This window comes from Devosia oryzisoli (genome assembly GCF_014837245.1).
GTDB lineage: Bacteria > Pseudomonadota > Alphaproteobacteria > Rhizobiales > Devosiaceae > Devosia > Devosia oryzisoli.
In genome coordinates this window covers 761607-787622 of record NZ_JACYFU010000002.1, presented here as the reverse complement: position 1 = coordinate 787622, position 26016 = coordinate 761607, and the positions used below count along the sequence as shown (strand labels likewise).

General features: G+C 61.7%; 25 protein-coding genes and 1 pseudogene. 14 read left to right on the top strand and 12 right to left on the bottom strand.

The features are described from left to right. Nucleotides 1-29: 29 nt before the first annotated feature. From IC608_RS10410 to IC608_RS10400, 3 genes are all read left to right on the top strand, one after another. A complete protein-coding gene (locus IC608_RS10410; RefSeq protein WP_191775096.1) occupies nucleotides 30-344 on the top strand; it encodes a hypothetical protein in 315 nt (104 codons plus the stop codon). A 462-nt stretch (nucleotides 345-806) separates the two neighbouring features. Then, nucleotides 807-1568, top strand: a complete 762-nt coding sequence (locus IC608_RS10405) for a phosphoribosyltransferase (RefSeq protein WP_248306283.1) — start codon at nucleotides 807-809, stop codon at nucleotides 1566-1568. Further along, nucleotides 1520-3421: an erythromycin esterase family protein gene (locus IC608_RS10400; protein WP_345890878.1), complete on the top strand. Its 1902-nt coding sequence runs from the start codon at nucleotides 1520-1522 to the stop codon at nucleotides 3419-3421. The genes IC608_RS10405 and IC608_RS10400 overlap by 49 nt, the downstream gene beginning before the upstream one ends. 47 nt (nucleotides 3422-3468) lie before the next feature. On the opposite strand, the gene IC608_RS10395 is transcribed toward IC608_RS10400, so the two are convergent. Next, complete coding sequence (locus IC608_RS10395) at nucleotides 3469-3927, bottom strand: PAS domain-containing protein (RefSeq protein ID WP_191775092.1); 459 nt, start codon at nucleotides 3925-3927, stop codon at nucleotides 3469-3471. 79 nt (nucleotides 3928-4006) lie between these two features. Next, nucleotides 4007-4561 carry an HWE histidine kinase domain-containing protein gene (locus IC608_RS10390; protein ID WP_191775090.1) on the bottom strand — a complete coding sequence of 185 codons (555 nt, stop codon included), beginning with the start codon at nucleotides 4559-4561 and terminating at the stop codon, nucleotides 4007-4009. On the opposite strand from IC608_RS10390, the gene IC608_RS10385 reads away from it, so the two are divergent. After that, entirely contained in the window at nucleotides 4457-4684 is a 228-nt protein-coding gene (locus IC608_RS10385) for a hypothetical protein (RefSeq protein ID WP_191775499.1), read from the top strand. The genes IC608_RS10390 and IC608_RS10385 overlap by 105 nt on opposite strands. Here IC608_RS10385 and IC608_RS10380 read toward each other — a convergent pair. Continuing rightward, nucleotides 4649-5761 carry a cache domain-containing protein gene (locus tag IC608_RS10380; protein ID WP_191775088.1) on the bottom strand — a complete coding sequence of 371 codons (1113 nt, stop codon included), beginning with the start codon at nucleotides 5759-5761 and terminating at the stop codon, nucleotides 4649-4651. The two genes, IC608_RS10385 and IC608_RS10380, sit on opposite strands and share 36 nt — an antisense overlap. Nucleotides 5762-5924: 163 nt before the next feature. On the opposite strand from IC608_RS10380, the pseudogene IC608_RS18580 reads away from it, so the two are divergent. Then, nucleotides 5925-6188, top strand: a pseudogene (locus IC608_RS18580) (response regulator transcription factor); the annotation flags it as partial. A gap of 112 nt (nucleotides 6189-6300) precedes the next feature. Here IC608_RS18580 and IC608_RS18105 read toward each other — a convergent pair. Then, a complete protein-coding gene (locus tag IC608_RS18105; protein ID WP_345890877.1) occupies nucleotides 6301-6762 on the bottom strand; it encodes a MarR family winged helix-turn-helix transcriptional regulator in 462 nt (153 codons plus the stop codon). A gap of 218 nt (nucleotides 6763-6980) precedes the next feature. On the opposite strand from IC608_RS18105, the gene IC608_RS10370 reads away from it, so the two are divergent. Both IC608_RS10370 and IC608_RS10365 read left to right on the top strand, forming a co-directional pair. Further along, nucleotides 6981-7475 carry a c-type cytochrome gene (locus IC608_RS10370; RefSeq protein WP_191775084.1) on the top strand — a complete coding sequence of 165 codons (495 nt, stop codon included), beginning with the start codon at nucleotides 6981-6983 and terminating at the stop codon, nucleotides 7473-7475. A 40-nt stretch (nucleotides 7476-7515) separates the two neighbouring features. Then, a complete protein-coding gene (locus IC608_RS10365; protein ID WP_191775082.1) occupies nucleotides 7516-8127 on the top strand; it encodes a zinc metalloprotease in 612 nt (203 codons plus the stop codon). 53 nt (nucleotides 8128-8180) lie between these two features. Here the strand turns inward: IC608_RS10365 and IC608_RS10360 are convergent, their stop codons facing one another. The 8 genes from IC608_RS10360 to IC608_RS10325 all read right to left on the bottom strand — a co-directional run bounded on the left by IC608_RS10360 (nucleotide 8181) and on the right by IC608_RS10325 (nucleotide 17981). Further along, nucleotides 8181-8954 carry a substrate-binding periplasmic protein gene (locus IC608_RS10360; RefSeq protein WP_191775080.1) on the bottom strand — a complete coding sequence of 258 codons (774 nt, stop codon included), beginning with the start codon at nucleotides 8952-8954 and terminating at the stop codon, nucleotides 8181-8183. 25 nt (nucleotides 8955-8979) lie between these two features. Continuing rightward, nucleotides 8980-9801 carry an ABC transporter permease gene (locus IC608_RS10355; protein ID WP_248306282.1) on the bottom strand — a complete coding sequence of 274 codons (822 nt, stop codon included), beginning with the start codon at nucleotides 9799-9801 and terminating at the stop codon, nucleotides 8980-8982. A gap of 11 nt (nucleotides 9802-9812) precedes the next feature. Beyond that, complete coding sequence (locus IC608_RS10350) at nucleotides 9813-10814, bottom strand: ABC transporter ATP-binding protein (protein ID WP_191775079.1); 1002 nt, start codon at nucleotides 10812-10814, stop codon at nucleotides 9813-9815. Beyond that, the gene (locus tag IC608_RS10345) at nucleotides 10814-11683 is read right to left on the bottom strand and encodes a substrate-binding periplasmic protein (RefSeq protein ID WP_191775077.1); all 870 of its coding nucleotides are present in this window, start codon (nucleotides 11681-11683) and stop codon (nucleotides 10814-10816) included. Before IC608_RS10345 ends, IC608_RS10350 begins: the two co-directional genes overlap by 1 nt. Before the next feature lie 77 nt (nucleotides 11684-11760). After that, complete coding sequence (locus IC608_RS10340; protein ID WP_191775075.1) at nucleotides 11761-13506, bottom strand: pyrroloquinoline quinone-dependent dehydrogenase; 1746 nt, start codon at nucleotides 13504-13506, stop codon at nucleotides 11761-11763. Between the two features lie 273 nt (nucleotides 13507-13779). Continuing rightward, complete coding sequence (locus IC608_RS10335) at nucleotides 13780-15939, bottom strand: AI-2E family transporter (protein ID WP_191775073.1); 2160 nt, start codon at nucleotides 15937-15939, stop codon at nucleotides 13780-13782. A 113-nt stretch (nucleotides 15940-16052) separates the two neighbouring features. After that, the gene (locus IC608_RS10330; RefSeq protein WP_191775072.1) at nucleotides 16053-16694 is read right to left on the bottom strand and encodes a ThuA domain-containing protein; all 642 of its coding nucleotides are present in this window, start codon (nucleotides 16692-16694) and stop codon (nucleotides 16053-16055) included. A 51-nt stretch (nucleotides 16695-16745) separates the two neighbouring features. Then, nucleotides 16746-17981 (bottom strand): ROK family transcriptional regulator, encoded by a 1236-nt coding sequence (locus tag IC608_RS10325; protein WP_191775071.1) that lies wholly within the window; start codon nucleotides 17979-17981, stop codon nucleotides 16746-16748. A 197-nt stretch (nucleotides 17982-18178) separates the two neighbouring features. Between IC608_RS10325 and IC608_RS10320 the strand changes: the two genes are divergently transcribed. The 7 genes from IC608_RS10320 (at nucleotide 18179) to IC608_RS10290 (ending at nucleotide 26015) form a co-directional block, all read left to right on the top strand. Further along, on the top strand, nucleotides 18179-19474 hold the full coding sequence (locus IC608_RS10320; protein WP_248306281.1) for an extracellular solute-binding protein: 1296 nt from the start codon (nucleotides 18179-18181) through the stop codon (nucleotides 19472-19474). A gap of 66 nt (nucleotides 19475-19540) precedes the next feature. Next, the gene (locus IC608_RS10315) at nucleotides 19541-20479 is read left to right on the top strand and encodes a carbohydrate ABC transporter permease (RefSeq protein ID WP_191775069.1); all 939 of its coding nucleotides are present in this window, start codon (nucleotides 19541-19543) and stop codon (nucleotides 20477-20479) included. Further along, nucleotides 20472-21344, top strand: coding sequence for a carbohydrate ABC transporter permease (locus IC608_RS10310; protein WP_191775067.1), 873 nt, complete (start codon nucleotides 20472-20474; stop codon nucleotides 21342-21344). Before IC608_RS10315 ends, IC608_RS10310 begins: the two co-directional genes overlap by 8 nt. Before the next feature lie 11 nt (nucleotides 21345-21355). After that, on the top strand, nucleotides 21356-22417 hold the full coding sequence (locus IC608_RS10305) for an ABC transporter ATP-binding protein (RefSeq protein WP_191775065.1): 1062 nt from the start codon (nucleotides 21356-21358) through the stop codon (nucleotides 22415-22417). A gap of 295 nt (nucleotides 22418-22712) precedes the next feature. After that, complete coding sequence (locus IC608_RS10300) at nucleotides 22713-23951, top strand: ABC transporter substrate-binding protein (RefSeq protein ID WP_191775063.1); 1239 nt, start codon at nucleotides 22713-22715, stop codon at nucleotides 23949-23951. A 144-nt stretch (nucleotides 23952-24095) separates the two neighbouring features. Further along, nucleotides 24096-25127, top strand: a complete 1032-nt coding sequence (locus tag IC608_RS10295) for an ABC transporter permease subunit (protein WP_191775061.1) — start codon at nucleotides 24096-24098, stop codon at nucleotides 25125-25127. Between the two features lie 3 nt (nucleotides 25128-25130). After that, a complete protein-coding gene (locus IC608_RS10290) occupies nucleotides 25131-26015 on the top strand; it encodes a carbohydrate ABC transporter permease (RefSeq protein WP_191775059.1) in 885 nt (294 codons plus the stop codon). The last annotated feature ends 1 nt before the right edge of the window (nucleotide 26016 follow it).

The following is a 26016-nucleotide window of genomic DNA, read 5'->3' as shown; positions in this document are numbered from 1 at the left end:
CCCCTGTTTACCTTTTCAAGGAGGAACCAATGGCTGTGCGCGCCAAAGCCGATCTCAAGATCGTCGACAACGTCAATCACGAAGCGGAACATGCGATTGTAGAAGCGGCAAAGCAGGCCGCGCCCATGGTGCAGCGTCTTTCCACGCACCGGGACCGCTTCGACCTGGCAATCAAGGAGCTGGAAAGCGAGCGCTTCGAACTGCTGTCGCGCCGCGATCACCTGCGCCGTCAGGCCGAGGCAGTCGAGCAAGGCTTTGCCATTCATCTCGAAGACATCGAGAACACGCTCAAGATGTACGAAGGTGGCATCAACTCCCTCGGACTGCCGAGCAGCGAAAACTGAACCATGGGCGCCTCACTGCTTTGACAAAGTCCGCAAGGCGTGTCGAAGCGCCGCGGGTTCGATTGTCAGGGCGGACGGCCTGGCATCTGTTCACCCAACCGCCTCGGCAGATCGGCCGTGGCGTCCTGCAAGTCCCGGACGTCCTGTTCGCCAATGAATTCGGCTCGCAGTCGCGCAGAAGTCGACCAAGTGGACCTCACCGAGATGCACGCTTGACGATGGTCAATGCGGCGTCGTCGCGAGACGTGTTCAATCCGAGCAGGGCAGGCGGCTCCCATAGGCATCCTTCGCGTTAGCATCCGGGTTACTCTGGCACCCCCGAACTGTCCGTAGAATTGAGCCTGCGCCACCGAGGAGCATACGTCCTTGACGGGCTGCTGCGCTGGCGACACGCGGGAGGACGATCGGAGCATGGACAGTCCCGTCAGCAGGTTTGTTGATCGCGCGGATGCCGGGAGACAGTTGGCAACGCACCTGACGGCGTTGGGCCTCGACAATCCAATCGTTTACGCGCTGCCGCGAGGCGGTGTTCCCGTTGCCAGTGAAATCGCGCGGGCACTCATGGCACCACTCGACCTGATCATGGTGCGTAAGATCGGGGCGCCCGGTGCGCCGGAACTGGCCCTTGGGGCCGTTGTGGATGGCGCGGCACCGCAGACCGTGATCAACGAGGGTGTGCGAGAGGCCACAGGAGCAGGCCAGGACTATTTGGAGCGGGCCAGGGCGCAGGAAGTCATCGAACTCGAGCGGCGCCGTTCGGTCTATCTGGGGGATCGCGAGCCTCGCGATCCCGCAGGGCACACCGCAATCCTGGTGGATGACGGGCTTGCCACCGGGGCAACGATGAAGGCTGCCATCCTGGCGATGAGGCAGCGAAACGCGAAAAGCATCTGTGTCGCCGTTCCCGTCGCGCCACGGCAAACGATCGTCACGATGGAGGGCCTCGCGGATCATGTGGTCTGCCTGCATCCCACAGACCGTTTTGCCGGCGTGGGTGCCCATTACGATGATTTCCACCAGCTGACGGACGAGGAGACCGTGGGCCTGCTGCGCGAAATCTGGTCCGAAACAACGGATGTCTCCGCGGCCACTTCCCCTGTTCGGCGACAGGTCATAATCCCTCCAATGGGTCTCATCGGGGATCTCTGCGTTCCGCCGAATCCCCGGGGATTGTCGTGTTCGCCCATGGCAGCGGCTCCAGCCGGCTCAGTCCGCGCAACGTGAAGGTCGCCGACCAGCTGAACCGCGCCGGGTTCGCCACTCTTCTCTTCGACCTCCTGACACCGGCTGAGGCCGCGGATCGAAGCAACGTCTTCGACGTCTCACTTCTGGCCGAGCGAATGCCGGAAACCGTGCTCTACATCAGCGGTGAGCCTGATATCGCGGACCTGCCGCTCGGACTTTTCGGCGCGAGCACCGGAGCGGCCGCGGCCATTCTTGCGGCAGCCGAGCTCGGCAACCGCGTCGCCGCGGTGGTCTCCCGTGGCGGACGGCCCGACCTTGCGGGACCTCATCTCTCGGAGGTCGTTTCGCCCACGCTGCTCATCGTGGGTGGCAAGGACCATCAGGTGCTTGAGTTGAACCGGAAGGCGCTCGCGTCGCTGACATGCGAGAAACTCCTTAAAACCATCCCAGGAGCCACTCATGTCTTCGAGGAGCCGGGTGCGCTTGAACAGGTGACTGAACTGGCGAGCGCCTGGTTCCAGCACTATGTGGGCGCTCCGGACATCAAACCCGTTGTCGGCGTCCCATCCCCCGCGCCCGCAAAACCATCGTCAGCCGACGCGGAGCTTCAGGCGCTCCGCAGGGTTATTGAGCCACTACCACCAATCGAGGACCCGGCGTTTGCCCAATCTTTCGATCGCTTCGCCGCCTCCCGGGTTGTGCTGCTGGGGGAGGCTTCGCATGGAACGTCAGAGTTTTATCGGGCGCGAGCGGCGATTACCCAGGGGCTGATCGAGCGCCATGGCTTTACCATAGTCGCAGCGGAGGCAGACTGGCCGGACGCGGCCACTATCGACCGCGATATCCGAGGCCTCGGCGCGCGAGCCAGCGTGGCCCCCTTCGGTCGGTTTCCGACCTGGATGTGGCGCAACAAGGATGTAGACGCTTTCGTGCGCCTCCTGCGTCGCCACAACGAAGGCAAGGTGCCCGGTGAACAGGTGCGGTTTTACGGACTGGACCTTTACAGCATGACCGCATCGATCGCCGCCGTGCTGGAGTACCTGGAGCGGGTGGACCCCGTCTCAGCAGCCGAGGCCCGCAGCCGCTATGCGTGCTTTGCACCCTGGTCCCGCGAGCCGGCCGCGTATGGGCGGGCGTCCCTGAGCCGGGGGTATGCGCTCTGCGAGCCGTCGGTGACGCGCAATTTGCTCGATCTCCTCCACAAGCGCGTGCAGTACGCGTCCAAGGATGGCGAGGATTTCTTCGACGCCGAACAGAATGCCCGCGTCGTCGCGAGCGCCGAACGCTATTATCGCGTCATGTACTACGGCGCCCACGAATCCTGGAATCTGCGCGATCGGCACATGTTCGAAACGCTGCAGCGAATTCTGGCTTCGGCCGGGCCCAGGGCGAAGGCGGTGGTCTGGGCGCACAACTCGCATATCGGTGACGCCCGCTTCACCGATATGGGATCGGAGCGCGACGAGTTGAACTTGGGGCAACTCTGCCGCGAGGCCTATGGGGCCGATGCTGCCCTCATCGGGTTCGGCACCGACAGCGGCACGGTTGCGGCTGCATCCGAATGGGACGCTCCAATGGAAATCAAACTGGTACGCCCCTCTCGACCTGATAGCTATGAGGGGCTTTGCCACCGCGTGGGACAGGAGCGCTTCCTGCTCGATCTGCGGAACCGGCTCGACAAGGAACTGCGCTCTTCACTCTCGCAGCGCCGGCTCGAGCGCTACATCGGGGTCATCTACAGGCCGGAAACCGAGCGCTGGAGCCACTATGCCCACGCCTCGTTGCCTGACCAATACGATGCCTTCGTGTGGTTCGATCAAACGCGCGCCGGGGTGCCCACTCCTGCACCCGTGACGGTCGGCGAGGACGAAACCTACCCCTCAGGTTTGTGATTGGCAGGAAGCAGGCACAGGGCGCGGCCGGAGTTTCCAGCTCTCCGTCAATCCAACAGGTACCGCGTGGTCTGGGCGAGCTCGAGGGCTACCTCATGGAGACGCTCCTGGAGCGAGAGAAGGACCGTAATGTCGCTCTGTATGCCGATATAGTGCGTCGTCTCGCCGGCTGCGTCCAACACCGGCGTGAGCGATAGACGATTCCAAAAAGGCGTGCCGTCTTTTTTATAGTTGAGGATGTCAGCGAGAAAGACCCTGCTGTCGCGGATGGCATCGCGCATCTCGGCGATGGTCTCTCTCGAAGTGTCCGGACCCTGCAGGAAGCGGCAGTTGCGGCCCACCGCGTAGTCGCGCGGATAGCCCGTCATCTGCTCGAAGCCCTGGTTCACATAGACAAGCGGGGCGTCAGGCCGGCGAACATCCGCAAGCGTGAGGGCTTGGGTCGCGGGGTCGAGTTTTCGGTCTGCCACCACTGGTTCGAGAAGCGAGTGCTTAGTAAGGGTCATCGAGGTTATCGTCTCCAGAGGCGGTTCCGGCAGCAGCTTGAGCCTTCATCCGCCGCGGGTGGTACGTGGCCGGGTGCATTCACTCCGGGCCTGCTGCAATAGCAACGAGCGCGTCGAGCCGGGCGGTAAGGTGAAGTCGATATCCATGGGCATCGAAATCGGACGTAATGTCCCCGCGCGTCTCGGCCTGCAGGACCCTTGATATCAGCAAAGAGCCAAACCCTTTGGTGGTAGGGGCGACGACAGGCGGGCCGCCACGCTCGGTCCACCAGAAATCAAACGTCTCGTCGGTCACCTCCCAATGGATATCAACGAGCCCGAACTGGTTGCTGAGGGCGCCATACTTGACGGCATTGGTTGCCAACTCATGCAGTGCCATGGCCAGGGCGGTGACGACCTTAGGCCGCAGACGAAGGGGCGGACCTTGGATCGTTACCCGATCCTGCTCAGGTCCGAGGAACGGGGCGATCGTCTGGCGAACAATCTCCTCGAGTTCACCCGCCCGCTCGTTCTCGCTCAGGAGCCGAGTGTGGGTCCGCACGATTGCATCGATGCGACTCTCAAACGCCAGGACTTCCGGAGCCGCATTGGGGCTCCTGAGAGAATGGCGCGCGATGACCTGGACGATGGCCAACAGGTTTTTTACCCGGTGCTGCACCTCCCGGGCGAAAAGATCTCGCTGTTCTTCGGCCTGTCGCTTCTCGAGTTCGCGACGATCCAGTTAATCGAAAAGGTCGTCTACGGACCGCCCGATTAGCCCCAATTCCGAATTGTCGCCGTTGAGGCCGGTTCTTGCTGCTTCGTCACCGGCCTGCCGCGCGAGCAGTGTCCGGTGAACGATGCGAACGGGCCGCTGGATGAAGCTGGCACCTATGAACCAGGCGAGAAGAAAGGCCAGGATTGCACCGGTCATGGCGATGACCGAGTTGGTGACGGCAGCCCGATCGATAGGCGCCATAGTCGGCGCTTCGGGCATGGCGAAGATTGCCGCAATGGGAAGATTGTCCAGCGCCGGGCGGTATCCCACGATCTCGGGGACGCCCTCAGGCGAGACCAGGCGGGCAGCCCCTGGCTCGGGACGCTTCAACAATCCGGCATACGGCTCGGGAACCTGGCTTCCCGCATCGAGATTTCCCTCGGGCAGGCTAAGCAGGATCGTGCCATTCCGGTCGGTGACCACCGTACGGCTCTGTGGCAGGGATTTGGTGGCTTCCGTAACCAGCCGGACAAGCTCGGCCATGTTGACGTGGAGCTGGATGTAGCCCTGCACCTCCTCGGCCGGTCCGCGCAGGGCCATTCCGATCGGCAGTGTGGGCCCGCCGGGTGTTGCGGTGTAATTTCCGACCACAAGCCCAGGCCGATCTGCTGCCGCCAACTCCGTGATCGAGGTCTGCATGGCAGACCGGTCCGACACCCCGGAATGGCAATAGACCGCGCCTGCCTGGTCCGCGACGGCTATGTCGATCACGGTTGGCAGGTCTCGGCGCAGCCCACCGACATAGTCTTCGCAGGCAATCGTATCCTGGCCCTGCACCACCTCCGCGCGTCCCATGGCCAGCATCAAAGTCGCCGCAGCTGAGAGCCCTCGGACGACTTCGTTGCGCACGGAGTCCGTCATTTCGGTTGCGTAGGTGTCGACCTCGCCGGACCGTAGGTTCCGCGCGCTGATGTGGTTCGCGACGACAATGACGAAGGCTGGCAGAACGGCTACGGCGGCTAGAGCGAGCAGCCTGTGCCGCAATTTGAAACGGATTGCTTTCCCGTGCGACAACGCTTCATGATGATCGGCGAGCGCCTCATCGACCGCGATGGAACCTGCACTTGCTGAACTCATTGCTGACTCCGCCATCCCTTAGCTTCCGCTCTGGCAGGCTCGAATTAAAGAGAACCCAGATTTTGTCGATGATGTCGCATCTATGCACCCTTAAGGCCGCACCTGCGCGCTTGCATCGCAGCATCTGCGAGCCGGACACTCCTTGGGCAGCGGGCCCCTGTCAATGACCCGGGTGCTTTACGTTGAAGATGAAGCGCTCCTGGCCATTTCCATGGAAGGTGTCCTGGTGGATGAGGGGTTCTCGGTGGAACTGGCCTTTGATGGCAGCGAAGGGCTGGAGAAGGCAAGCCAATTCGTCCCGGACATCATTGTCACAGATTACATGATGCCGAAACTGGACGGTTTGGGCATGGTTGGCATCCTGCGCGAGCAGGGGATCGACACGCCGGTGATCGTCACCACGGCAGTGCCCGAAGAAAAGCTGGCCCCCGAGCTACTGTCCAATGTCTACCTTTACCCGAACTCGTCGATGCACTCACGCGGGTCGCGGCCTCGCGAAAGGGCTAGGCAAGCGCAGCGACGGACATCCACAGAGGGCTTTATCTCTCTTGGCCCCGGACGGCATTGCTGCGGATTTTACGAAGTCCCGCGAGCAGGCGCTTCTCTTCGTCAGACGAGATGCCCGCGAGGAAGTCCTGGAACAGAAGCTTGCCTTCTTCGGTCATGTGCCTGAAAAGCGGTATGGCGGCATGAAGGAGGAATATCCTGCGCACCCGGCTGTCTGAAGCGTCCGCACGGCGCTCGATCCAGGATTTGCTCTCGAGCCGCTCCACAAGCTTTCCGAGGGAAGCGCGACCCATTTGCATGAGGTCGGCCAACTGGGTCTGTGTCAGCCCTTCGTTCTCGTAAATGTGCATCATGGCCCACCACTGCACATGCGTAAGACCGGCCTTGGCCAAATGCTGGTCGGCGTGCGTGGACACCAGACGCGAGAGCTCGTGCATCAGGTAGATGAGGTCAGAATGATCCCGGTAGGATGTGTCGGTCGTCGCTCGTATCACGTCCCTTGCAGAAGCTCCCCCAAACTCTTCCTTATAGTTTCGTTTCACCTTCGGCAGCCCGACCTCCGTTTCTCGATTTTGCCTATAAGACAAAAAGAATAGGTCTTAAAGCGCCTCCTGGAAATCGCAACTCTGGTTGTCAGTTCAAAACTGTATGCTAACCTACAAAAGGTGCGCTACCGCAGCATGGGTCGGCGTTGTCCGATCGGGAGGAAATCATGAACAACAAGAGTGTAGGCTGGATGCTTGGCAGCGCGGCAGCCATGGTCTTAACGAGCGCAGGCCTTCTAGCGGCACACGCGCTGGAGACGGGCGCGCTGGAGACAAAAGCCGGAGCTCCGGCAGAGGCGCGCCTCCTGGTCGCGCAAGCCGAAGGCGCGAAGGCCACCTTCAGCCTCGAACAGGCCGAGAGGGGAAAGAAAGAATTCTCGCAGGAATGCGTCGAGTGCCATGGGAAGGATCTGCGTGGCGGCCTGCTCGGTGGACCGCCGCTGCGCGGCCAGAGCTTCGAGGCAAAGTATGGCAAAGGCAGCCCGGCGGGTGTGCTGTTTGAAGTGATGAGCTCCACCATGCCGCCGAATGCCCCCGGAAGCTATTCGGATGCTGTTTACGCCGACCTGATGGCCCATATTCTGAAGACCAACGGCTACAAATCCGGGGCTGAGCTGCCCTCGGATGTCGACGCCCTCTATAATCTCGTCATCGAGAAGTGATGCCAGGGGCGGGCGGGCGTCTCTTTGCTGAGGGACGCCCGTGATCGGCCCGGAGCTGACCCTGCAACTGATCGTGGTGCGATTCCTTGCGGGAGTGATCATCGCGACAGTGCAGGGCGCGGCTATCGCTGCCGTCACGGTCCTGCTTGGCGACAAGGGGCCGCGCTATGACGGGCGGCTGACGCTGTCCCCCGCCGCCCATGTCGATCTCCTGGGGCTGGGCTCGCTCATGTTGACGGGTTTTGGCTGGAGCAAGCCTGTCACGGTGGACCCCGGGCAAATGCGCGTCGGCCCCTGGGTCCTGCCACTCGCCGGCAGCGCAGCTCTGCTGCTGTTGGGCTGGCTGGTCCTGTTCCTGGTCATCCCCGCGCTGACCATCCTGCCGCACACCCAGGCCCTGCTGGTTGGCGCCTTCCTGCGCAGCTTGGCGCAACTCTGCGTCTGGATGGCCCTGTTTACGCTCCTGCCGGCGCCGCCTCTTGTCGGCGCACACTTCCTCGCCGCCCTCAACATCCGCTTGCCGGCCCGGGCAAGTCTGATCATCGGCTTGCTCCTTGTGGTGCTCTCCATCGTCGGCGTGACGCGGGCTATCCTGGCGCCCGCCTACCAACTGGTCGCACCGCTGGTGGTCGGTGCGGAACTCGGCCGCTGAAGCTAGTGGGTAAATGGCTCACGTTCTAAGCGCCGTTGTCTCGTTCGAGAGTCCTAGTCGATCGGGGTAACGCCGTAGCGATCCATGATGGTGCCGATTGTGCCATCCGCTGCAAGTTCGGCGAACGTTTGGTCCACGACGCGCTTGAGGGTGATGTCGCCCTTCCAGAGCCCGAACACCATGTTGTAGCGCGCCAGCTCCAGCGGCGCCCACGCAACGGTCCAACCGTTCTCTTCAGCAAGCCGGCTGGCCAGCATCGCTTCGGTTACCCCGGCATCCAGCGTTCCGTCGGCGAAGCCGGCGGCCAGCGCATCAGGATTGGTCAGGATGCGGGCCGTGGCCCCTTCATTGCGCAGGAAACTCGCCAGACCAATACGGTCGAGGCCAGAGATCAGGGTCAGGACGCCGATCCGCTTGCCTTCGAGGCTGTCGACTGGGGCAGGGGAGACCACGGCCCATCCCGTCTGGGCATAGGCGGGTCCGGTCTCGAGGAAGGAGCGGGTCTGATCGGAGTCAACCACGCCCCCCGCGATCACTTGACACTGTGCCCGGTTGAGGCCCCAATTTTTCGGGTTGAAGTCGCGGCCCATCGCCTGGTTTTCGTTCAAGACCAGTGACACGCCAATTTTCTGCGACAGGATGCGCAAGAGCTCGATGTCTACGCCGGGTTGCTCTGAATCCCCCGTGACCAGCGGTGGATAGGACGGCGGCACGCAGGCCCTTAGGACGCCGGCCCGTTCGATTTCCCGGAGGGAAGTGTCGGGCGGCAGGAGGCTCACCCCCACGAGCAGCGCAAGGATCACCGCAAACCCGATAAGACCGCGCATGCCCTCCCCGCCGGCCACGTCTGCCTCAGGTCCGGTAGAAGTCGATGAGCGCAACGCTGAACAGCACGACGCAGGCAGTGACAATGATCCCGATGCCCAGCAGCGGGTCGAATTGGTTGTAGTGGATGAGGGCGCCGCGTAGCGCGTCGACCGCGTAGGTTAGTGGGTTCCATTCGACGAGCGTCACAAGCCAGTCGGGGTAGACCACCCGCGTTTGCGCCCGGCTCAATGCCGGATCGAGGGGAAAGATCGAGCTGGAGGTAAAATAAAGCGGCAAGATGACCGCGTTGGAAAAGATGCCGAAACCCTGGAAGCTGCGGATGCGATTGGCGATCACCACACCCAATGAGGTCAGCGCAAAAGCGAGCAGCGCCATCAGTCCCAGGGCCTTGGGGAGGTCGGCCCACGTGATCGGGATATCGGCGAACCGGGCCAGGACCAGAACGAGACACCCGTGCAGGAGAGCGACCGTGGTGCCGCCCAACACCTTCGCCAGCAGCACCGTCGTGCGCGACAGCGGCGACACCAGCACCTCACGCAGGAAGCCGAATTCCCGATCCCAGATCACCGACACGGCGGACTGCACGGAGGTGAACATGATGTTGAGCGCGATGACCGCCGGAAAGATAAACTGCAGATAGGTGAACGGCACGACGAAGGTGACTGCGCCGTAAACTTCGCCGCGGAAATAGGGGTTGAGGCCGATCCCGAGGATCAGGACCCACAGGATCGGCCGGCTCACTCCTCCGATCAACTGTCCGGTGTCGCGGAAGGCGCGCATCACTTCGCGGAGCCACAGACCGTAGAGGCCTCCCAACTGGACCATCAGCCTACGACGCCAGTGCATTGCCCCCCCATTCATCTCGTGTGCTCGCCCCCACGCTTGCCGAAGGCCAGCGTTTGCTCCCGCGCGCCGGCCGCCCGGTCCCGCAGCTCGCGACCAGTCAAGGTGAGAAACACCGTTTCAAGGCTCGGCACCTCCACCTTGAGGGCCGTAATGCGCGTTCCGAATTCAGCTAGGAACGCGGTGATGAAGGCATCGTCGCTGACCAACGTCAACTCGTTGCCCTTTCGCGCCGTCAGCCGATCTTGATACCGTGCCGTAATTGCCTCGAGATCGGCTTCCGCGGTCGGCGTCAAACGCACCAGGGATTGCCCATGCGCCCGCTTCAGCGCCTCCGGCGTGTCGAGCGCCAGAACCTTACCACTATCGATGATGCAGACCCGGTCGCAGTCCTCCACTTCCTCGATATAGTGGGTGGTGACCAGTACCGTGATGTCGCGCTCGGCCCTCAGCCGGCGCAGATAGGCCCAAATCCGGTCTCGCGTCTGCGCATCGAGGCCCACAGTGGGCTCGTCGAGCAGCAATATCCGGGAATCGTGGATCAGGGCCCTGGCGATTTCGAGCCGCCGCTTCATGCCCGAGGACAACGCGCGCACCGGTTTTGACGCCCAATCGGACAGCTCCACCAGCGCCAGCATCTCCTCAATTCGTTGCCGTCTCAGTTTGCGCGGCACTCCATAGACAAGGCCGTGCAGTTCAAGGTTTTCGCGCACCGTCAGGCGGTCATCGAGGCTGGGCTCCTGAAAGACGATACCAAGGCGCTGGCGCGCTTCCAGCGGGTTTTTGGCGACATCGATACCGTCGATGAGGGCTGTACCGCTATCTGGCCGCAGGATGGTGCACAGGATATGCAGCAGCGTCGTCTTGCCCGCGCCATTGGGGCCCAGCAGGGCAAACAATTCCTGGTCGCGCACGTTGAAGCTGACGGCATCGAGTGCGAGAGTCCGACCATATCGCTTGGAGATGGCATTGAGATGGATGGCGTCGGCAGACGGGGCGGGGTCGGGTTGCGCCATCACGGAGCCGCGGCTGTCGCTGGAAAGTCGAACCCCTTCAGGATGCCATCGAGGGTGCCATCTGCTGTAAGGGCGGAGATGGCCTCGTCCACGGCGCTGCGCAGGAATTTCTGGTCGGCCAGAACGACGGCGCCAACGCCAATGGTTGAGGGTGGTAAGGGACTGGGCTCGAGAACGTGCAACTCCCCGTAAGCTGCGTCCTCGCGTTGCTTGGCCCAAAGATTAGGGGCCCAGACAAGGGCAACGTCCACAGAGCCTTTGAGTAGGGCGTCGAGCGCCTGCTCATTGCTTCCCATGGGAAAAACCGGCCACCGTTTTTCGGCCGGCAGTGCCGACTGGTAAGATACCAGCCTGATGTGGGCCATCGTACCCACCGTGGCGCCGATCGAGTGCCCGGGCGGCAGGTCGGCGAGCTTTTGCAGCGCGGGATCAGACGCCACGAACACGTATTGGGTCTCGTAGTAGGCGCGAGTCAGGGTAATCCACCGGGCGTAACCCTCGGGGATCAGCTTGAAGCCCATGTGAACATCGCAGTGTTCAAGCATGATGGCGTAGATTTTGGTGATGTCCTCAACGGCGATCTCCCGCTCCACCACATAGCGCTGCGGCTCGAGCAGCAGGGCAGCGGCAATTGCATCGCCGATGGCGGCCGCCACTTCCCAATCTGGGTCGCGCTTGTCGACGCAGTAGCGAAACTGGGATTCATCGAGCCGCCGGCCGATGTTCCACTGGCCGTTGGCAAAGGGCACGTCGTCGAACTCCGGCTCCTGGGCGGCGGCATTTCCGACGGTGGAGACGGCGATCGGGATGGCCAGTGCGAGGGCGAGGAACATGCTCGCAAGGCGCGAAATATCAAAAGCAACGCGCAAGATGGGAACCTCGCAAGAAGGGGCCGGGCGGACTGGAAGCTCCAGATCCGTCCGGCCTGTCAGAACGCGTTCAGACTTTACTCTTCGTCATCCGGCAGAGCGAAGACATAGAGCGTCACCGGGTTATTCGGCGGCAGCTTGATGTCCGGGGTCAGCGACTGCAGGCGGCCAAGGCCGTTACCGAAGTTTGCCACGACGGCGATATACTGCTTGCCGTCGGCTTCGTAGCTGATCGGGAAGGACTCGAGCGAGTTGCTGAGCTTCGGGCTCGTCCAGAGGACGTCGCCGGTTTCATCGTCGAAGGCGATCAGCTTGCGGTCGAGGGTGCCCACGAACACGACGCCACCAGCGGTCGGCAGGGTCGAAGTCGTGACCGGAGCATACTGCCGATACTGCCACATCTCGCTCTGGTCATCGAGCTTATAGGCACGAACCTGCCCGATATTGCCGTCGCCATCCGGCCGCGGCACACGGGAGTAGGTCTGCAGACCGCCACCCGTATAAATCTGGCCCGGATCGAGCGGATTGACCGTGGTGTTGGAGCAGAACTCCACCGTCGGCAGATAGACGGCACCGGTTTTCGGGCTATAGGAGGTGGCCTGCCAAGCCTTGCTGCCCGGGTCGGCAGGGCAGTTGAAGGTGGTTTCGCCGATCACCGGAATGACGTCCGGATTGATCTCCTTGGCACCCGTTTCCTTGTCGATCGACAGCACCACGTTCTGTGGCGCCGTTTCCTTGGCCCACAGCCACTTTCCGGTGGTCCGGTCGATGGCTTCCATGATGCCGATCTTGCCGGTCGTCACCACTTCGTCGTCCACGATGAGGCGTTCATACACGTAGTCAAGATCGAGAGAGTCGGTCGGCAGGTACTGATGGTACCACTTGAGCTCGCCGGTTGTCGCGTCGATCGCCAGCGTCGAGTTGGTGTAGAGCGCCTCGTTGGTGACGTTCGGGTCAGAGCTCTTGGGCGTGAGGCCCGCGATCTCGACGTTCCACGGATAGGGCTGGCCAACGCCGGCGAAGATCAGGTTCTGCTCTGGGTCGTAAGAGCCGGTGATCCAGGCCGAAGCGCCGTAACGGTTTTCGACGGGGATCCCGTTCCAGCTGTTCCCTTCCGGCGTATCGCCGCGGGCGATGGTGTTGACGCGCCAGATTTCTTCGCCGGTCTCGGCGTCATGTCCGGTAAAGAAGCAACCACCCGGCTGGGCGTTGCTGCAGCTGGTCATGCCCTGGACGATAACGCCGTTTGCGACGAGCGGTCCGGATGAATAGGCGAAACCCTTTTTGTAGTCGGCAACCTGCTGATCCCAGACCAGTTCGCCGGTCTTGATATCGAGCGCGATGATGTGCGCGTCCCGGGTGGCGATGATCAGGTTGTTGCCATAGATGGCCTTCGAGCGCTCGCCACCGGGGCTGACACCATCGGGAAGTTCGTGCTGGTATTCCCAGATCAGGTCGCCAGTGGCTGCGTCTAGGGCCTGGATCCGATGGTCGGCGTTCTGGACGAACATCACGCCGTCATGGACAAGCGGGGTCTCCTGCGTACGGCCGCCCGGGCTCATGCCCCAGGACCATGCCAGCTTGAGCTTACCGACGTTCTCCTTGTTGATCTGGTCGAGCGGGCTGTAGCCCCAGCCATTGTACGTGCGGCGCCACATCAACCAGTCGGCATCGGGCGGATCGAGCAGCATTTCGTCCGTGACGGGCGTGATCTTGTCGATCACGGATTCCTGGGTGGCCGCGTCCTGGGCGATTGCGGCATGGACGGCCATCAGCGAGACCGTGCCCGCTACGAGCACAGTTAGTTTCGAACGGCTCTTCATGAGCGTTCCCCTCCTCCAAAAAATCACCGGCGTCTCGCCTGGTCGCTTCCGCGAATTGGGTCGGCGAGAAATTGTACGCTAGCGTACGATCAGCTAATCCGATGCTGCGAGGCACGTCAATATGACGCACCCTCCGAGAATAGTTTTTTGCGGGTGTCAGAAATTTCACAAAGCGCAACTAATTTTGGTGGGACACCGGGAAAATCAGGGTTTTGGCCACCCAAAGTGCATCTTTGAGAAAACCTCTCCGGTGGCATTAGACGAAAGTCTCGGTCACCCAAACCGCCGAACCAGATCGTCAGCGGCGCTTTGCAGGTTTTTCACTTCTTCGTCGCCGAACGCGTGCGGCTCGTAATCAAGAAGGACGAGAGCTCCAGGACAGGTGCCGTCGGGCAGGATAAGGGGGGCGGCCGCGTAAAGGTCGATGCCGTTGGTCTGGATATAGGTGCTTTCGCCCACCTCTTCGTTTGCCCTTTCGGAGTCTACGATTAGCGGCATCTTGGAATTGGCGACGAGTAGCGTGAGGCGAGCCGCGTCCTCGTCTTCGAGGTGCCGCTGGTCATCCACCAGATTGATGATCGCAGCAGGGACCGAAAAGCGTTCGGCGATGGCTTCCAGCGCCTTGCCCAGGGCATCATCGCCGCGTCCCGCGCCTGCAAACGCCCTTCGGCCCTTACGCCGACCAATTGGAGCGGCCATGGGAGCGAGCGCCTGGATGGCTTCGCGTGCGGCTTCAAAGCTGTGAGCGACGGCATCGACATGCAATGTCTCTGATGTCTCGGCGGAGGCGAATTCATTCACCGCGCAGACGATCACGCGGACATCTGGCGCCATGCGCCGCAGGCGACGCGAGACATACCGGCATTGCGCGCGCACATCGCTGCCCATGAACACAAGCACGAGGGTTCGGACGCCTTCGAGATCCAGCCGCCCTATGGCTTCCTGGCGAATTGCGCCTGGGGGCAAGACGTCCACGGCTATGTCGTCTGTCAGAAGTTGCGTGCCAAGCAACTGCGCCGCCGCCTCATCGATCTCGTTGCGGCCCCCGATGAGGAGAACCTGCGGGGGCCGCACCCACTCGGGTTCGAAAGTCGCATCCAGTACGGTCTCGAACGAGCGCATGAGCTCGCGCCGTTGCGGTACCGCCTCGGGCCCCTCCTCCAGTTCGGCGGTTGCGAGCCGCAGCGCGGGGAGCATGAGGTTGTCGATGAACGCGGCTTGCCCGTGCTGATCGATATGATCTTCGGTGAGCTCGATTGCGTCTTCGATGTTGCCCTTGAGCATGCGTTGGTAGAGCCGCTCGGCCGGGGCGAGAACAGGCTCACTGCCGAGCAGCGTTTCAAGGAACTGGAACTGAGGCAGATGCCGCCCGATGACGACGAGACACACGGTCATCGGCGTTGAAAGGATCAAGCCTACCGGCCCCCAGAGGGTCGCCCAGAACATGGCGGAGAGCAGGATGGCGATGGGCGACACGCCTGTGCTCGAACCATAGAGACGCGGTTCGATGACATTTGCGGTCGTCAGGTCGAGGACGAGAAAAAGGCCGATGGTCAGGGCGAGCATGTTCCAGCCCGGGTCGACCGCGAAGGCGAGGGTGAACGGCACGATAGCAATGATCAAGGCGCCCACGAAGGGGATATAGCGGAAAAGGATGATGAGCATGCCCCAAAGCAGCGCGCTGGGTACGCCGATCAGCCAGAGCCCGATGCCGAAGATCGTGCCATATACGGTGTTCACCATGAGCTGGATGATCAGGTAGCGACCGACCCGGTGGCTGGCGTCCGAGATGGCGATATTGGTGAGCGAATAGCGGCCTGCGCTCACGAGACGAATGAACCGGTCCTGCAAGTCGGCCCGGCCCATGAGCAGAAAGATCAGAAATACGGTGACGATCGCTACGGTGGCGATAGGTCCTATGATGGACCCCATCACCGACGAGAGAATGCTGAGCGGACCGATCTCATTCGAAATGCTGACGGGAACGGGCACGCCGGCTCCAGTCTTGGCCTCAGGTGCAGCCAGCCGGTCCCCAAGATTTGCCACCGTGGCATTGAGCTGCTCAAGCCACGCAAAACTGCCGAATTGCGCCTGCAGGGCCTCAAGCTTGGTCATTATGGTCTGCTGGTAGCCCGGAAGTTGCGCGGCCAGGCGCGCCACTTGGGTCACCGCCAGAACGGCAAACGCACCGAGCAGCAGCGCGGCGATCAGGACGGCCAGGATGACGGCGGCTGCATCGGGCAGTCGCAGGTGTCGCCCCATCCATCCAACGAGCGGATTGAGGGCGAAGGCCAGCAGAACTGACAACGTTATAGGCACGAGAAGACTCGCGCCGAGATAAAGAAGAGCAGCGATGATCGCGAACGTTGCTACGCTTTCGAATGCCGAAAGGCGACGTCGGCGGAAGGACGATGCGATCACCGGATCGGACATGGGCGGCCCCAATTTGCCCCACCACAACATTTCCCCGACGGTGTTGGTTCCGGCAGGGATGGCGGAAGGCTTCCGATGCTTTCAGGCGATCGCATTCATTCGAAGAGCAGCGGTCAGCGGGCCGCCCAATTGAGGCCACGCCGCAGGATCGTCTTCATTTCCGGAACGTTGAATTCGCTGCTGACATGGCCGAGGGATGAGTAGAACACCCGGCCTTGTCCGTAGCGGTGCTTCCAGACGACCGGCATGACTACGCCGTCGATCCACGGCGCGTGATCACCGTTGAATCTGGTGGTCGCCAGCACCTCGATAGAGGGATCGACATGCATGTAGTACTGCTCGGAGTGGTATGGGAATGCGCTTATTCCCTCCATGATGGGATCGTCCGGTTTAGCGATGTCCACGCGGTAGTCGATGATTCCGCCCGGGTGTGCCACCCATTGGCCGCCCACCATGAACTGGTAGTCTACCGCCTCCCGGAAGGCGTCTGCCATGCCGCCATGGAAGCCTCCCAGACCAACCCCGCCACGCACCGCCGCCGTCAGGTTTGAGACTTCTTCCTTCTCGATCTTGCTCATCGTGAAAATGGGCACAATGAGGCTGAGGTCGTGGATAGACGGATCAGCAAAGGCCTCCGTCGTGTTCTCGACATAGACCTTGAAGCCGTCTTGCTCGAGAAAGTCGCGGATAATGGTGGCGCATTGCTCTGGCTCATGGCCGCTCCAGCCTCCCCAGACGATCAGTGCCTCGCGCATTGCGTTCTCCTTCTTTTTGCTTCAGGCCCGGGACCGGGCAGTACGGAAGCCTCACTCGCCTGCGCGGGCAAGGCCGGTCATGGTGCGAAGGGCCGGACCGGTCGATCCCCACGGAGATCCGTAGAGCTCGCCCAGCGCTACGGCCGCTGCGCCGCGGGCCCAGAGTTCGTCGCCGGCTTCGTCAATGATGATCTCGCTGATCTCGCGTAGAGAGGGCGTAACCGACCGGTCGAACGAAGTACGAAGCGGGTCAAGCAGATGTGGTCCCAGCGCCAGGTTGGCGCCGGCCAGGATGACACGAGGCGGAGCGAACAGGCCTACAAGGTTCGCAATGGCAATGCCCAGTGCTTCTCCCGCCCGGTGCACGGCCTGCGCCAAGTCCGGGTTGCCCTGTTCGATCAACCGGCGCACATGCGTCATGGGACGCCCAAGGTGCACCGCCTCCCGTAGCCGGATGTCGCCCTGTCCGCCACACAGGATGGCATCGTCTCCTGCCAGGTCCAGCAGGCGATGGTAGGACCCGTCCTGGCCGCCGAGCATCATCTGCCCCAGATCAAGGCTGAGTTCGCGTGCACCACGGAACAACTGCCCCCCATGCATCACGGCAAGGCCAAGGCCGTTTTCTACCGCTACGACGAGGAAGTCGTCGCAGTCGCGGGCGCGCCCGAACCAATGCTCGCCAAGTGCAACCGCATTGGCATCGCTTTCCGCGATGGTGGGAACACCCAGGCGTTGTCCGATCGTCTCAGTGAGCTGCACGTCGGTGTCCCGGAAGATCGGGCTGGACCGGACGCGGCCCGAACCGTGCTCGATGACGCCGGGCAGAGCCAGCGCCACGGAGTTGATTTCTCCTAGCGTCAGCCCGGCGTCGTGGACACATCGACGAACTCCGTCCTCCACGAGATCGGCTAGCACAGCAAGCGCCAGCCGGTCCGCTCGGAGGGGCAGTTTCAGTTCCGCCAGAGGCTGGCCCTCGAAGTCACTCACCACGAAGGCGAGGCCGTTTGTTGCGATCTTGGCCCCCACGACACGTGCTGCGCCGGCGTTCAGCGTCAGCTTGACGCGCGGCCGACCGCGTCCGGTACCACTGCTGCGCAGATCTCCCTCGTGGTGGGGCGTGATCAACTCGTCTTCGATAAGGGCACCGGTGATGGCAGAAATCGTCGTGGCAGAAAGCTGCGTGTACTCACCAATCTCCACGCGCGAGATCGCCCCAGCGCGCCGAATGGTATCCAGCACGTGGAAGCGATTGATCGCCCGCATCAATTCCGGGTCTGCCGTCTTCATCGGCCGCCCTGCTCCTCCTCGGCTATTATTTCTTATGCCGGATTAATTACCTTGCCACTTCGCACAAATGTGGCACCAAGGACAAGGCGCCGTCTCAACTTTCTGCGCATTCGACGAGATGGAGCTTGACAGACGTACATCATCCGGACGTACTTAATACGCAATCAGGACAAATATGTCCGGTGTGGGAGGAAATCATGAATATGCACCTGGGCCGCCTGGCGCGGCATCGGTTTCTCATTGCCTTGAGCACGGCAGCCCTGTTCGCAGGCGCCTCTGCGGCTTCGGCGGAATCGGTGATCAAGTGGCTTCACCTTGAGACCAATCCGGATCGCCTCGGGACTTGGCAGGAGATCGCGTCGGCCTACGAGGCCGAACATCCGGACGTCAAGATCGAGTTCCAGTTCCTCGAGAACGAAGCGTTCAAGGCCAAGTTGCCGACCCTCCTGCAGTCCAGTGAGGCTCCCTCCATGTTCTACACATGGGGCGGCGGGGTCCTGAAGGCGCAATCGGAAACCGGCGCCATTCGCGACATCACCGAAGCCATGGATGCCGATAATGGTGCCTGGCGCAATTCGATCGCCAAGGCCGCCGTGGATGGTCTGAGCATCGACGGGAAGGTCTGGGCTGCCCCCGTGCAGTCGGGCGTTGTCTCCTTCTTCTACAACAAGGAACTGTTCGATCAGGCTGGCGTCGACGCCTCGACGATCACCACCTGGGACGATTTCCTGGCCGCCGTGCAGAAGCTCAAGGATGCCGGTATCACCCCGATCGCCGGTGGCGGTGGTGACAAGTGGCCGATCCACTTCTACTGGTCCTACCTCGCAATGCGTGAACTCGGTCAAGATGCCTTCAACGCGGCCAAGAACGGTGACGGCTTCACGGGCGAAGGCTTCGTCAAGGCCAGCCAGGAGTTGATCAAGCTCGGCGAATTGGAGCCATTCCAGGAAGGTTGGCTCGGTGCCACCTGGCCCGACACGATGGCCACCTTCGCCGATGGCCGCGCTGCCATCATCCTCGGCTTCGAAAACACCGCAACCCCCACGATCCAGAAGGGCGCGGCCACTGATGGCGTCGGCCTTGCTCAGGAAAACATCGGCCGGTTCCCGTTCCCCGTCATCGAAGGCGCCCCGGGTCTTGTGACGGACGACTTCGGCGGCCTCAATGGGTGGGTCGTCACGACCAACGCGCCGCCCGAAACGATCGACTTCCTCAAGTACTTCACCAACCAGGAGAACATGGCCAAGGTCGCCGAGCGCAATGCGGTGTTGCCGACGACCATTGGATCAGACTCCGGTGTCAAGGATCCGACAATGAAGGCCGCGGCCGAGCAGATGGCCAAGGCCACCTGGCACCAGAACTATCTCGACCAGGATCTGGGGCCGAACGTGGGTCGCGTCGTCAACGACATGTCGGTGGAACTCGCGGCCGGGCAGATTGCGCCCGAGGATGCGCTGCAGCAGATCGAGGACGCCTTCTCCCTCGAGATGTAAGACTTGCAACGCCGCGCCCTTCAAGGGGCGCGGCGTCCTTGGCTGGCCCCTATTCAGAGGTTCATCATGAGCCAGACCAGTACCATTGATGATGTCCCCGTCCGGGCAACGTCGGCGCGGCACGTGCGCCGCAAGAGCAACCGGGTGCGCGGCACGTTGCCGGTCCTGGTTCTTTTCCTGCCGCCGGCATTGCTCGTCTTCACAGTCTTTGTCATCCTGCCCATGGGCGAGGCGGCCTGGTATTCCTTCTACAACTGGAACGGCTATGGCCTGCCGACCGAATGGATCGGCACCAAGAACTACGAGATCATTTTCCGCAACGGAGCCTTCCGTCAGGCACTGATCAATAACGGCCTCATCATTGCCGTGTCCATTCTCATCCAGATCCCGCTGGCCCTCTGGATCGCCACCATGGTGACCCACCGGATCAAGGGCGCGGTCGCCTTCCGGCTCCTCTTCTTCCTGCCCTATGTGTTGGCGGACGTGGCAGCCGGGATGATCTGGCGCTTCGTCTATGACGGACAGTTCGGCCTGGTCGCCGGGATCTTCAATGCCTTCGGCATGAACGCGCCGTTCTGGTTGGCCGACAAGCAGGTGGCGTTCTATGCTGTCCTGGGCGTGATCGTTTGGAAGTACTTCGGCTTCCACATGATGCTGTTCGTGGCGGGTCTGCAGGGCGTCGACAAGAGCGTGCTCGAGGCCGCCGACATCGACGGCGCGACCGGTTGGCAGAAATTCTACCGCGTGACGCTGCCCATGCTCGGCTCCACCGTGCGCTTATCGGTCTTCTTTGCTGTCATCGGCTCGCTTCAACTGTTCGATATGATCATGCCACTGACCGGTGGCGGTCCTTCCAACTCCACCCAGACGCTCGTCACCTTCCTCTACAGCTTCGGCGTTATGCGCATGCAGGTTGGCTTCGGCTCTGCTGTCGGCGTGGTCTTGTTCGTGATCTGCGTCGTCCTGGCCTTCAGCTACAAGCGGATATTCATGAAAAATGACTGACAGCGCCGCTCCCATTGATGCTGCAACCGCGCCGTCGGGTCGCGCCGAACGCCTGCCGACCCGCGTCTACCTCTACGTCAGCCTCACGATCCTGGCAGCCATCATCGTCATTCCCCTGCTGACAACAGCGCTGGGCGGCTTCAAGACGCTGGGTGAATTGCGCGGCAATCCGTTCGGCCTGCCCTCGCAGTGGCAATGGTCCAACTACGGCGATATCCTCTTCAGCCAACGCTATTGGCTGCAGATGGGCAATTCGCTCCTTATCGCGGGGCTCACGGTCTTCCTGACACTCGCCTTTTCGGCGATGGCGGCCTTCACCTTCGCGCACGTCAAGTTCTTCGGCTCGGGCTTCCTGCTCAACTACTTCCTGATCGGACTGATGTTTCCCGCGGCCACCGCCATCCTGCCGCTCTTCATCCGCATCCGCGACCTGGGCCTCCTCGACACCTATTGGGGGGTGGTGCTCCCGCAGGTCGCCTTCGGGCTCGGCATGAGCATCCTCCTGTTCCGCAATTTCTTCCGCAACCTGCCCAGCGAATTGTTCGATGCTGCCTTCGTCGATGGCGCGGGCTATATCCGCTTCTTCTGGCGCATCACCCTGCCATTGAGCCGTCCGATCATCGCCACGGTCGGCATCATTTCCTTCGTGGGCAGCTGGAACAGCTACATCCTGCCGTTGATCATGCTCAACTCGGAGAGCAAGTACCCCTGGCCCTTGGGCATCATGGTCTATCGAGGCGAATTTTCGACCGACTGGCAGCTGATCCTCGCCTTCATCACTCTCACCATCCTGCCCACGGTCATCGTCTTCTTTGCCGCGCAGAAACACATAATCGCCGGTCTCACCGCCGGCGCCGTCAAGTAGGAGGACCTGCCATGTCTGGTCTCGAATTGCGCAACATCGCCAAGAACTACGGTGCTGTCTCGGTGATCAAAGGCATCAACCTGACGGTGGCTGACGGAGAGTTCGTGGCGCTGGTTGGTCCCTCCGGCTGTGGCAAGTCCACTATTTTGCGCATGGTCGCGGGGCTTGAAGACATCACCGACGGCGACATCCTCATCGGCGAAAAGGTGGTCAACGAGCTGACCCCGCGTGAACGCAATATCGCCATGGTGTTCCAGTCCTACGCGCTCTACCCGCACATGACCGTCTACCAGAACATGGCGTTCAACCTCGAGCTGTCCGGAAAGTCCAAGGCGGAAATCGAAACGCGCGTCCAGGAAGCGGCGCGCATGCTTGAGCTCGAGCCCCTGCTGGACCGCAAACCGAGCCAGCTGTCAGGAGGACAGCGGCAGCGCGTGGCGATGGGGCGTGCCGTGGTGCGGGCGCCGGCAGTTTTCCTGTTCGACGAGCCACTTTCCAACCTTGATGCCAAGCTACGCGTGCAGATGCGCGGCGAGATCAAGGCGTTGCATAAGAAGGTCGGCGTCACCTCCATCTACGTCACGCACGACCAGGTCGAAGCGATGACTCTGGCCGATCGCGTCGTGGTTCTCAATCGAGGTGTCATCCAGCAGGAAGGCTCACCGATGGAGCTATATCGAAGGCCCGCAAACCTCTTTGTCGCTGGTTTCATCGGCTCTCCCGCCATGAATTTTTTTGAGGCAACCATTGCCGGTGGCGCGGCTCAGGCCACCAACGGCTTGCGCTTCCCGTTCGTCGCCGAGCGGCAACTAGTCGACGGGCATAAAGTGGTCGTGGGCGTGCGGCCCGAACATTTCGCCTCCGGCGATGGCGCCATGGAAGGGGAAGTGACCTTCGTCGAACCGACTGGAGGGCAGACCTTCGTAACGCTCGACCTGGCCGGTCACCAGACGATGGTGCTCGTCTCGAGCGACGAAGACATTTTTGCTGGCAATCGGCTTTCGGTATCGGCGCCGTTGGAGCGCACGTATGTCTTCGATGCCGAAACAGGGGTGCGTCTGAGCGCCAACTGACCCCTGTAGTGCCGAGTGTCGGTGTTGCTGAACCACTGATCCGCTAGCAGCCCGATGAGCGCAAACCCATTTCCAGGTGGCCGTGGAATTTCTTACGCCACCAGCTATGGGACCCTTTGACTCCTAATCTCGAAGTCTACCGAGGTGCGCCGAAACACGAACCACGGGGCGTTGCATTCGTATGCAAAACGTGATTGCATACGAATGCAGAAGGCGGGGACGCCTCGGGGAGTATGCGGCGCCGGCAGGGTCGCTCGACAAAAGGCGGATGCTTAGCGTCCGGTCAGGAGAAACAATGAAGCACGTTCTAATGCTGGCGGTCTCTGCCGCCGCTCTGGGCTTGGGTGCAGGCGCCGCTTATGCCGAGTGCGGCATTTCGGCCGGCTCGGTCCGCATCCTGAGCAACGATTTCGAAGCGCTTCGGACGATCAACACCACCGCCGAGGAGTGCGCCAGCGACACCGTCAAGGTGACCGCCAATGCGACGGCAGAACACAAGAACATTCAGGTGCCGGCGCTGACCATCAATCCGGCCGAATATACCGTTGCCATGGTGGCCAACAACTCGATCGTGCCGTTGATGAATGACGACCTGATCCGTCCGCTCGATGATCTCGTCGCCAAGTATGGCCAGGACCTGCAGCCTAGCCAGTTGGTCAAGATCGACGGCAAGGTCATGGCCATCGCCTTCATGGGCAACGGACAGCACCTCTTCTATCGCAAGGACGTTCTCGAAAAGGCTGGCGTCCAACCGCCGAAATCCTATGACGATGTGCTGGCTGCTGCCAAGGCGATCAAGGATGCCGGCATCATGGAGTATCCGCTGGCTGCTTCCGTGAAGCCCGGCTGGGACCTCGCCGCAGAATTCGTCAATGACTATCTCGGTACCGGCGCCGAATTCTTCGCGCCTGGGAGTGCCGAACTGGCCATCGACAACGAGAACGGCTTGAAGGTGCTCGAGGTCATGCGTGCCATGACGCAGTACATGGATCCCGACTACCTCACCTTCGACGCCAACGAAATCCAGAAGGAATACGAAGCCGGCAACGTCGCCATCATGAACGAGTGGGGCTCTCTGGCGGGCGCCATTCTCGATGACGAGGGCGCTGCCGATGGCGTCGTGGAAAACACGGTCCTGGCCGCGGCCCCGACCATCGGCGGCGGCACGGTACCGGCTGCGGCCCTCTGGTGGGATGGCTTTACTATCGCCAAGAACATCTCGGATGAAGACGCCGAGGCCTCGTTCCAGGCGATGATGCATGGCATCAGCCCGGACATGATGATGGCACACAAGGACGTAGCCACCTGGCTGATCAAGGGCTATGAGCCCGGCCCGGCCGCTGTCGGCGTCATCGACAACGCCAACGCCGGCGCTCGTCCCTATCCGATGCAGCCCTATATGGGCCTTCTGCACACGGCGCTGTCGACAGAACTGGCCGAATTCATGGCCGGGTCGGAAGATGCCGAACAGGCCCTGGCCGACGTCAAGGCGGCCTACGATGTGGCGGCCAAGCAGGCTGGCTTCCTGCAGTAAGGCGCCTCTCTGGCGTAGATGCCCCTCCCCGTCAGCGGGGAGGGGCGCCCGGCTCGCATTTGCGGAGCGGGTTCATCGGGCCGACTTGCGCAAAATGCGTTGGCCTGCAAGCTTCACTCATTCCGGTGGGTTCGGGAGGCAGGCGTGCCGCACAAGACATTCTTTGCTTTCGTGATGCCCTCGCTGATCGCCATGGTGCTGTTCATCGCCCTGCCGATCGTGTCCGTGGTCGTCCAGTCTCTCTACGTTGCGCATGACCGGGTCATGGTGCAGGTCGAAAATTGCCAGCCCTTCGGTGGCTGCAGCACCGAGTTGCGGGTCGACGCTGCCGCTACGGCAGAGTTGCAGGCCGAGCAGCCGCTCGGCAAGTTCAATGGGCTGGGCACCTACTTCAATCGTGCGCACCTGGCGTTCGACGAACTCGGCGTGATCTTGCAGACCAATCGCGGCTTGGGCGACATCTGGAACCGCGTGCTCAACCTGCCCTTCTACAAGGGGCTGATCTTCACCCTTGTCTACTGCTTCGTGGTGACGCCGCTGGCCATGGCGCTGGGCTTTGGCATTGCCCTTGCGGTCAATGCCTTGCCCAAGGTGACAAAGGGCCCCATCATCTTCTTCTCGCTGCTCCCGATGATTATCACGCCGCTCGTCGGGTCGCTGATCCTCTATTGGATGCTGAGCCCCAATGGAATTCTCGGGGCCACCATCCAGCACCTCTTCAATGATCCCACCCTGTCGCTCCGCGCCTCGCCGGGCCTGACCTGGATCGCTCTTCTGCTCTATGGCGTCTGGACCAACGGACCATTCTCCTTTGTCGTTTTCTACGCCGGCCTGCAGACGGTGCCTGCCGACACGCTGGAGTCCGCGATGATCGATGGCGCCAGTCGATGGGAGCGCATCCGCTACGTCATCGTCCCCCACCTGATGCCGCTCGCCACCTTCGTCGCGCTGGTGCAATTGATGGACAATTTCCGCGTCTTCGAACCGATCGTCGGCTTCTCGGCGGAGGCCAATGCAACGTCCTTGAGTTGGCTGATCTTCAACGACCTATCGGGCGATACCCAGCAGTTCGGCTCGGCCGGAGCGACTTCGGTTCTCACCATCATCGGTGTCGTCATTCTCCTCTCTCCGGTCCTCGTGCGCACCTGGCGCGAATTCAAGCTCAAGGTGGTATGACCCATGTCCGAAACGCTTGCGCACAAGCGCCCAGCCGGTCTCAACGTTCTGATCTACGGCTTCATCGTATTCTGGGTGATCCTGGCGGCTTTTCCCTTTCTCTGGACCGTCTGGGGCTCGTTCAAGGTCGAAGCCGATTTTTTCTCCCGCGAAAGCTGGTGGAACGCGCTGTTCGGCACCAACACCATCCGCCAGACCGGCGCGGCCTTTACCGGTGACGGCTATTATGGCGCCTGGGTGACCCGTGACTTCTGGCGCGCCGCGGGCAACACCATCGTCGTGACGCTGTTCGTCACGATCATCTCGCTAACTTTCGGTACGCTTGGCGGCTATGCACTGGCGCGATCCGGCCGCAACTATGCTTTCTGGATCCTGATTGCGGCGCTGATCTTCCGCGCCATGCCGCACATTACGCTGGTCTCGGGCTACCTTCTGCCGTTCTTCCAGCTCAATATCTGGGGGGTGTTGCCGACCTCGATCATCGTGCTCGTTGCCATCAATCAGCCGTTCACGCTCTGGATGCTGCATTCCTTTTTCCTCTCGATCCCCAAGGATCTCGATGAAAGTGCCATGGTCGATGGCTGCACACGCTTCCAAGCCTTTCGGCTGGTCATCATGCCTGTGATGTGGCCGGGCGTCGTTACCACAGGACTGTTCAGTTTCCTTCTCGGCTATAACGATTTTGCCGTGACCGCCATGCTGCTGAGCGCCGACAACCAGACCATGGTGCCCAAGATTTCGAGCTTCCTCGGCTCGGTCCAGGAAGCCGGCAATGTCATGTACGCGGTTGCGGCCGTGGTCTCGGCTACGGTGCCGCTCTTCATTCTCGTGCTCTTCTTCCAACGCCAGATCGTCAGCGGGCTCACCGCCGGCGCAGTGAAAGGCTGAT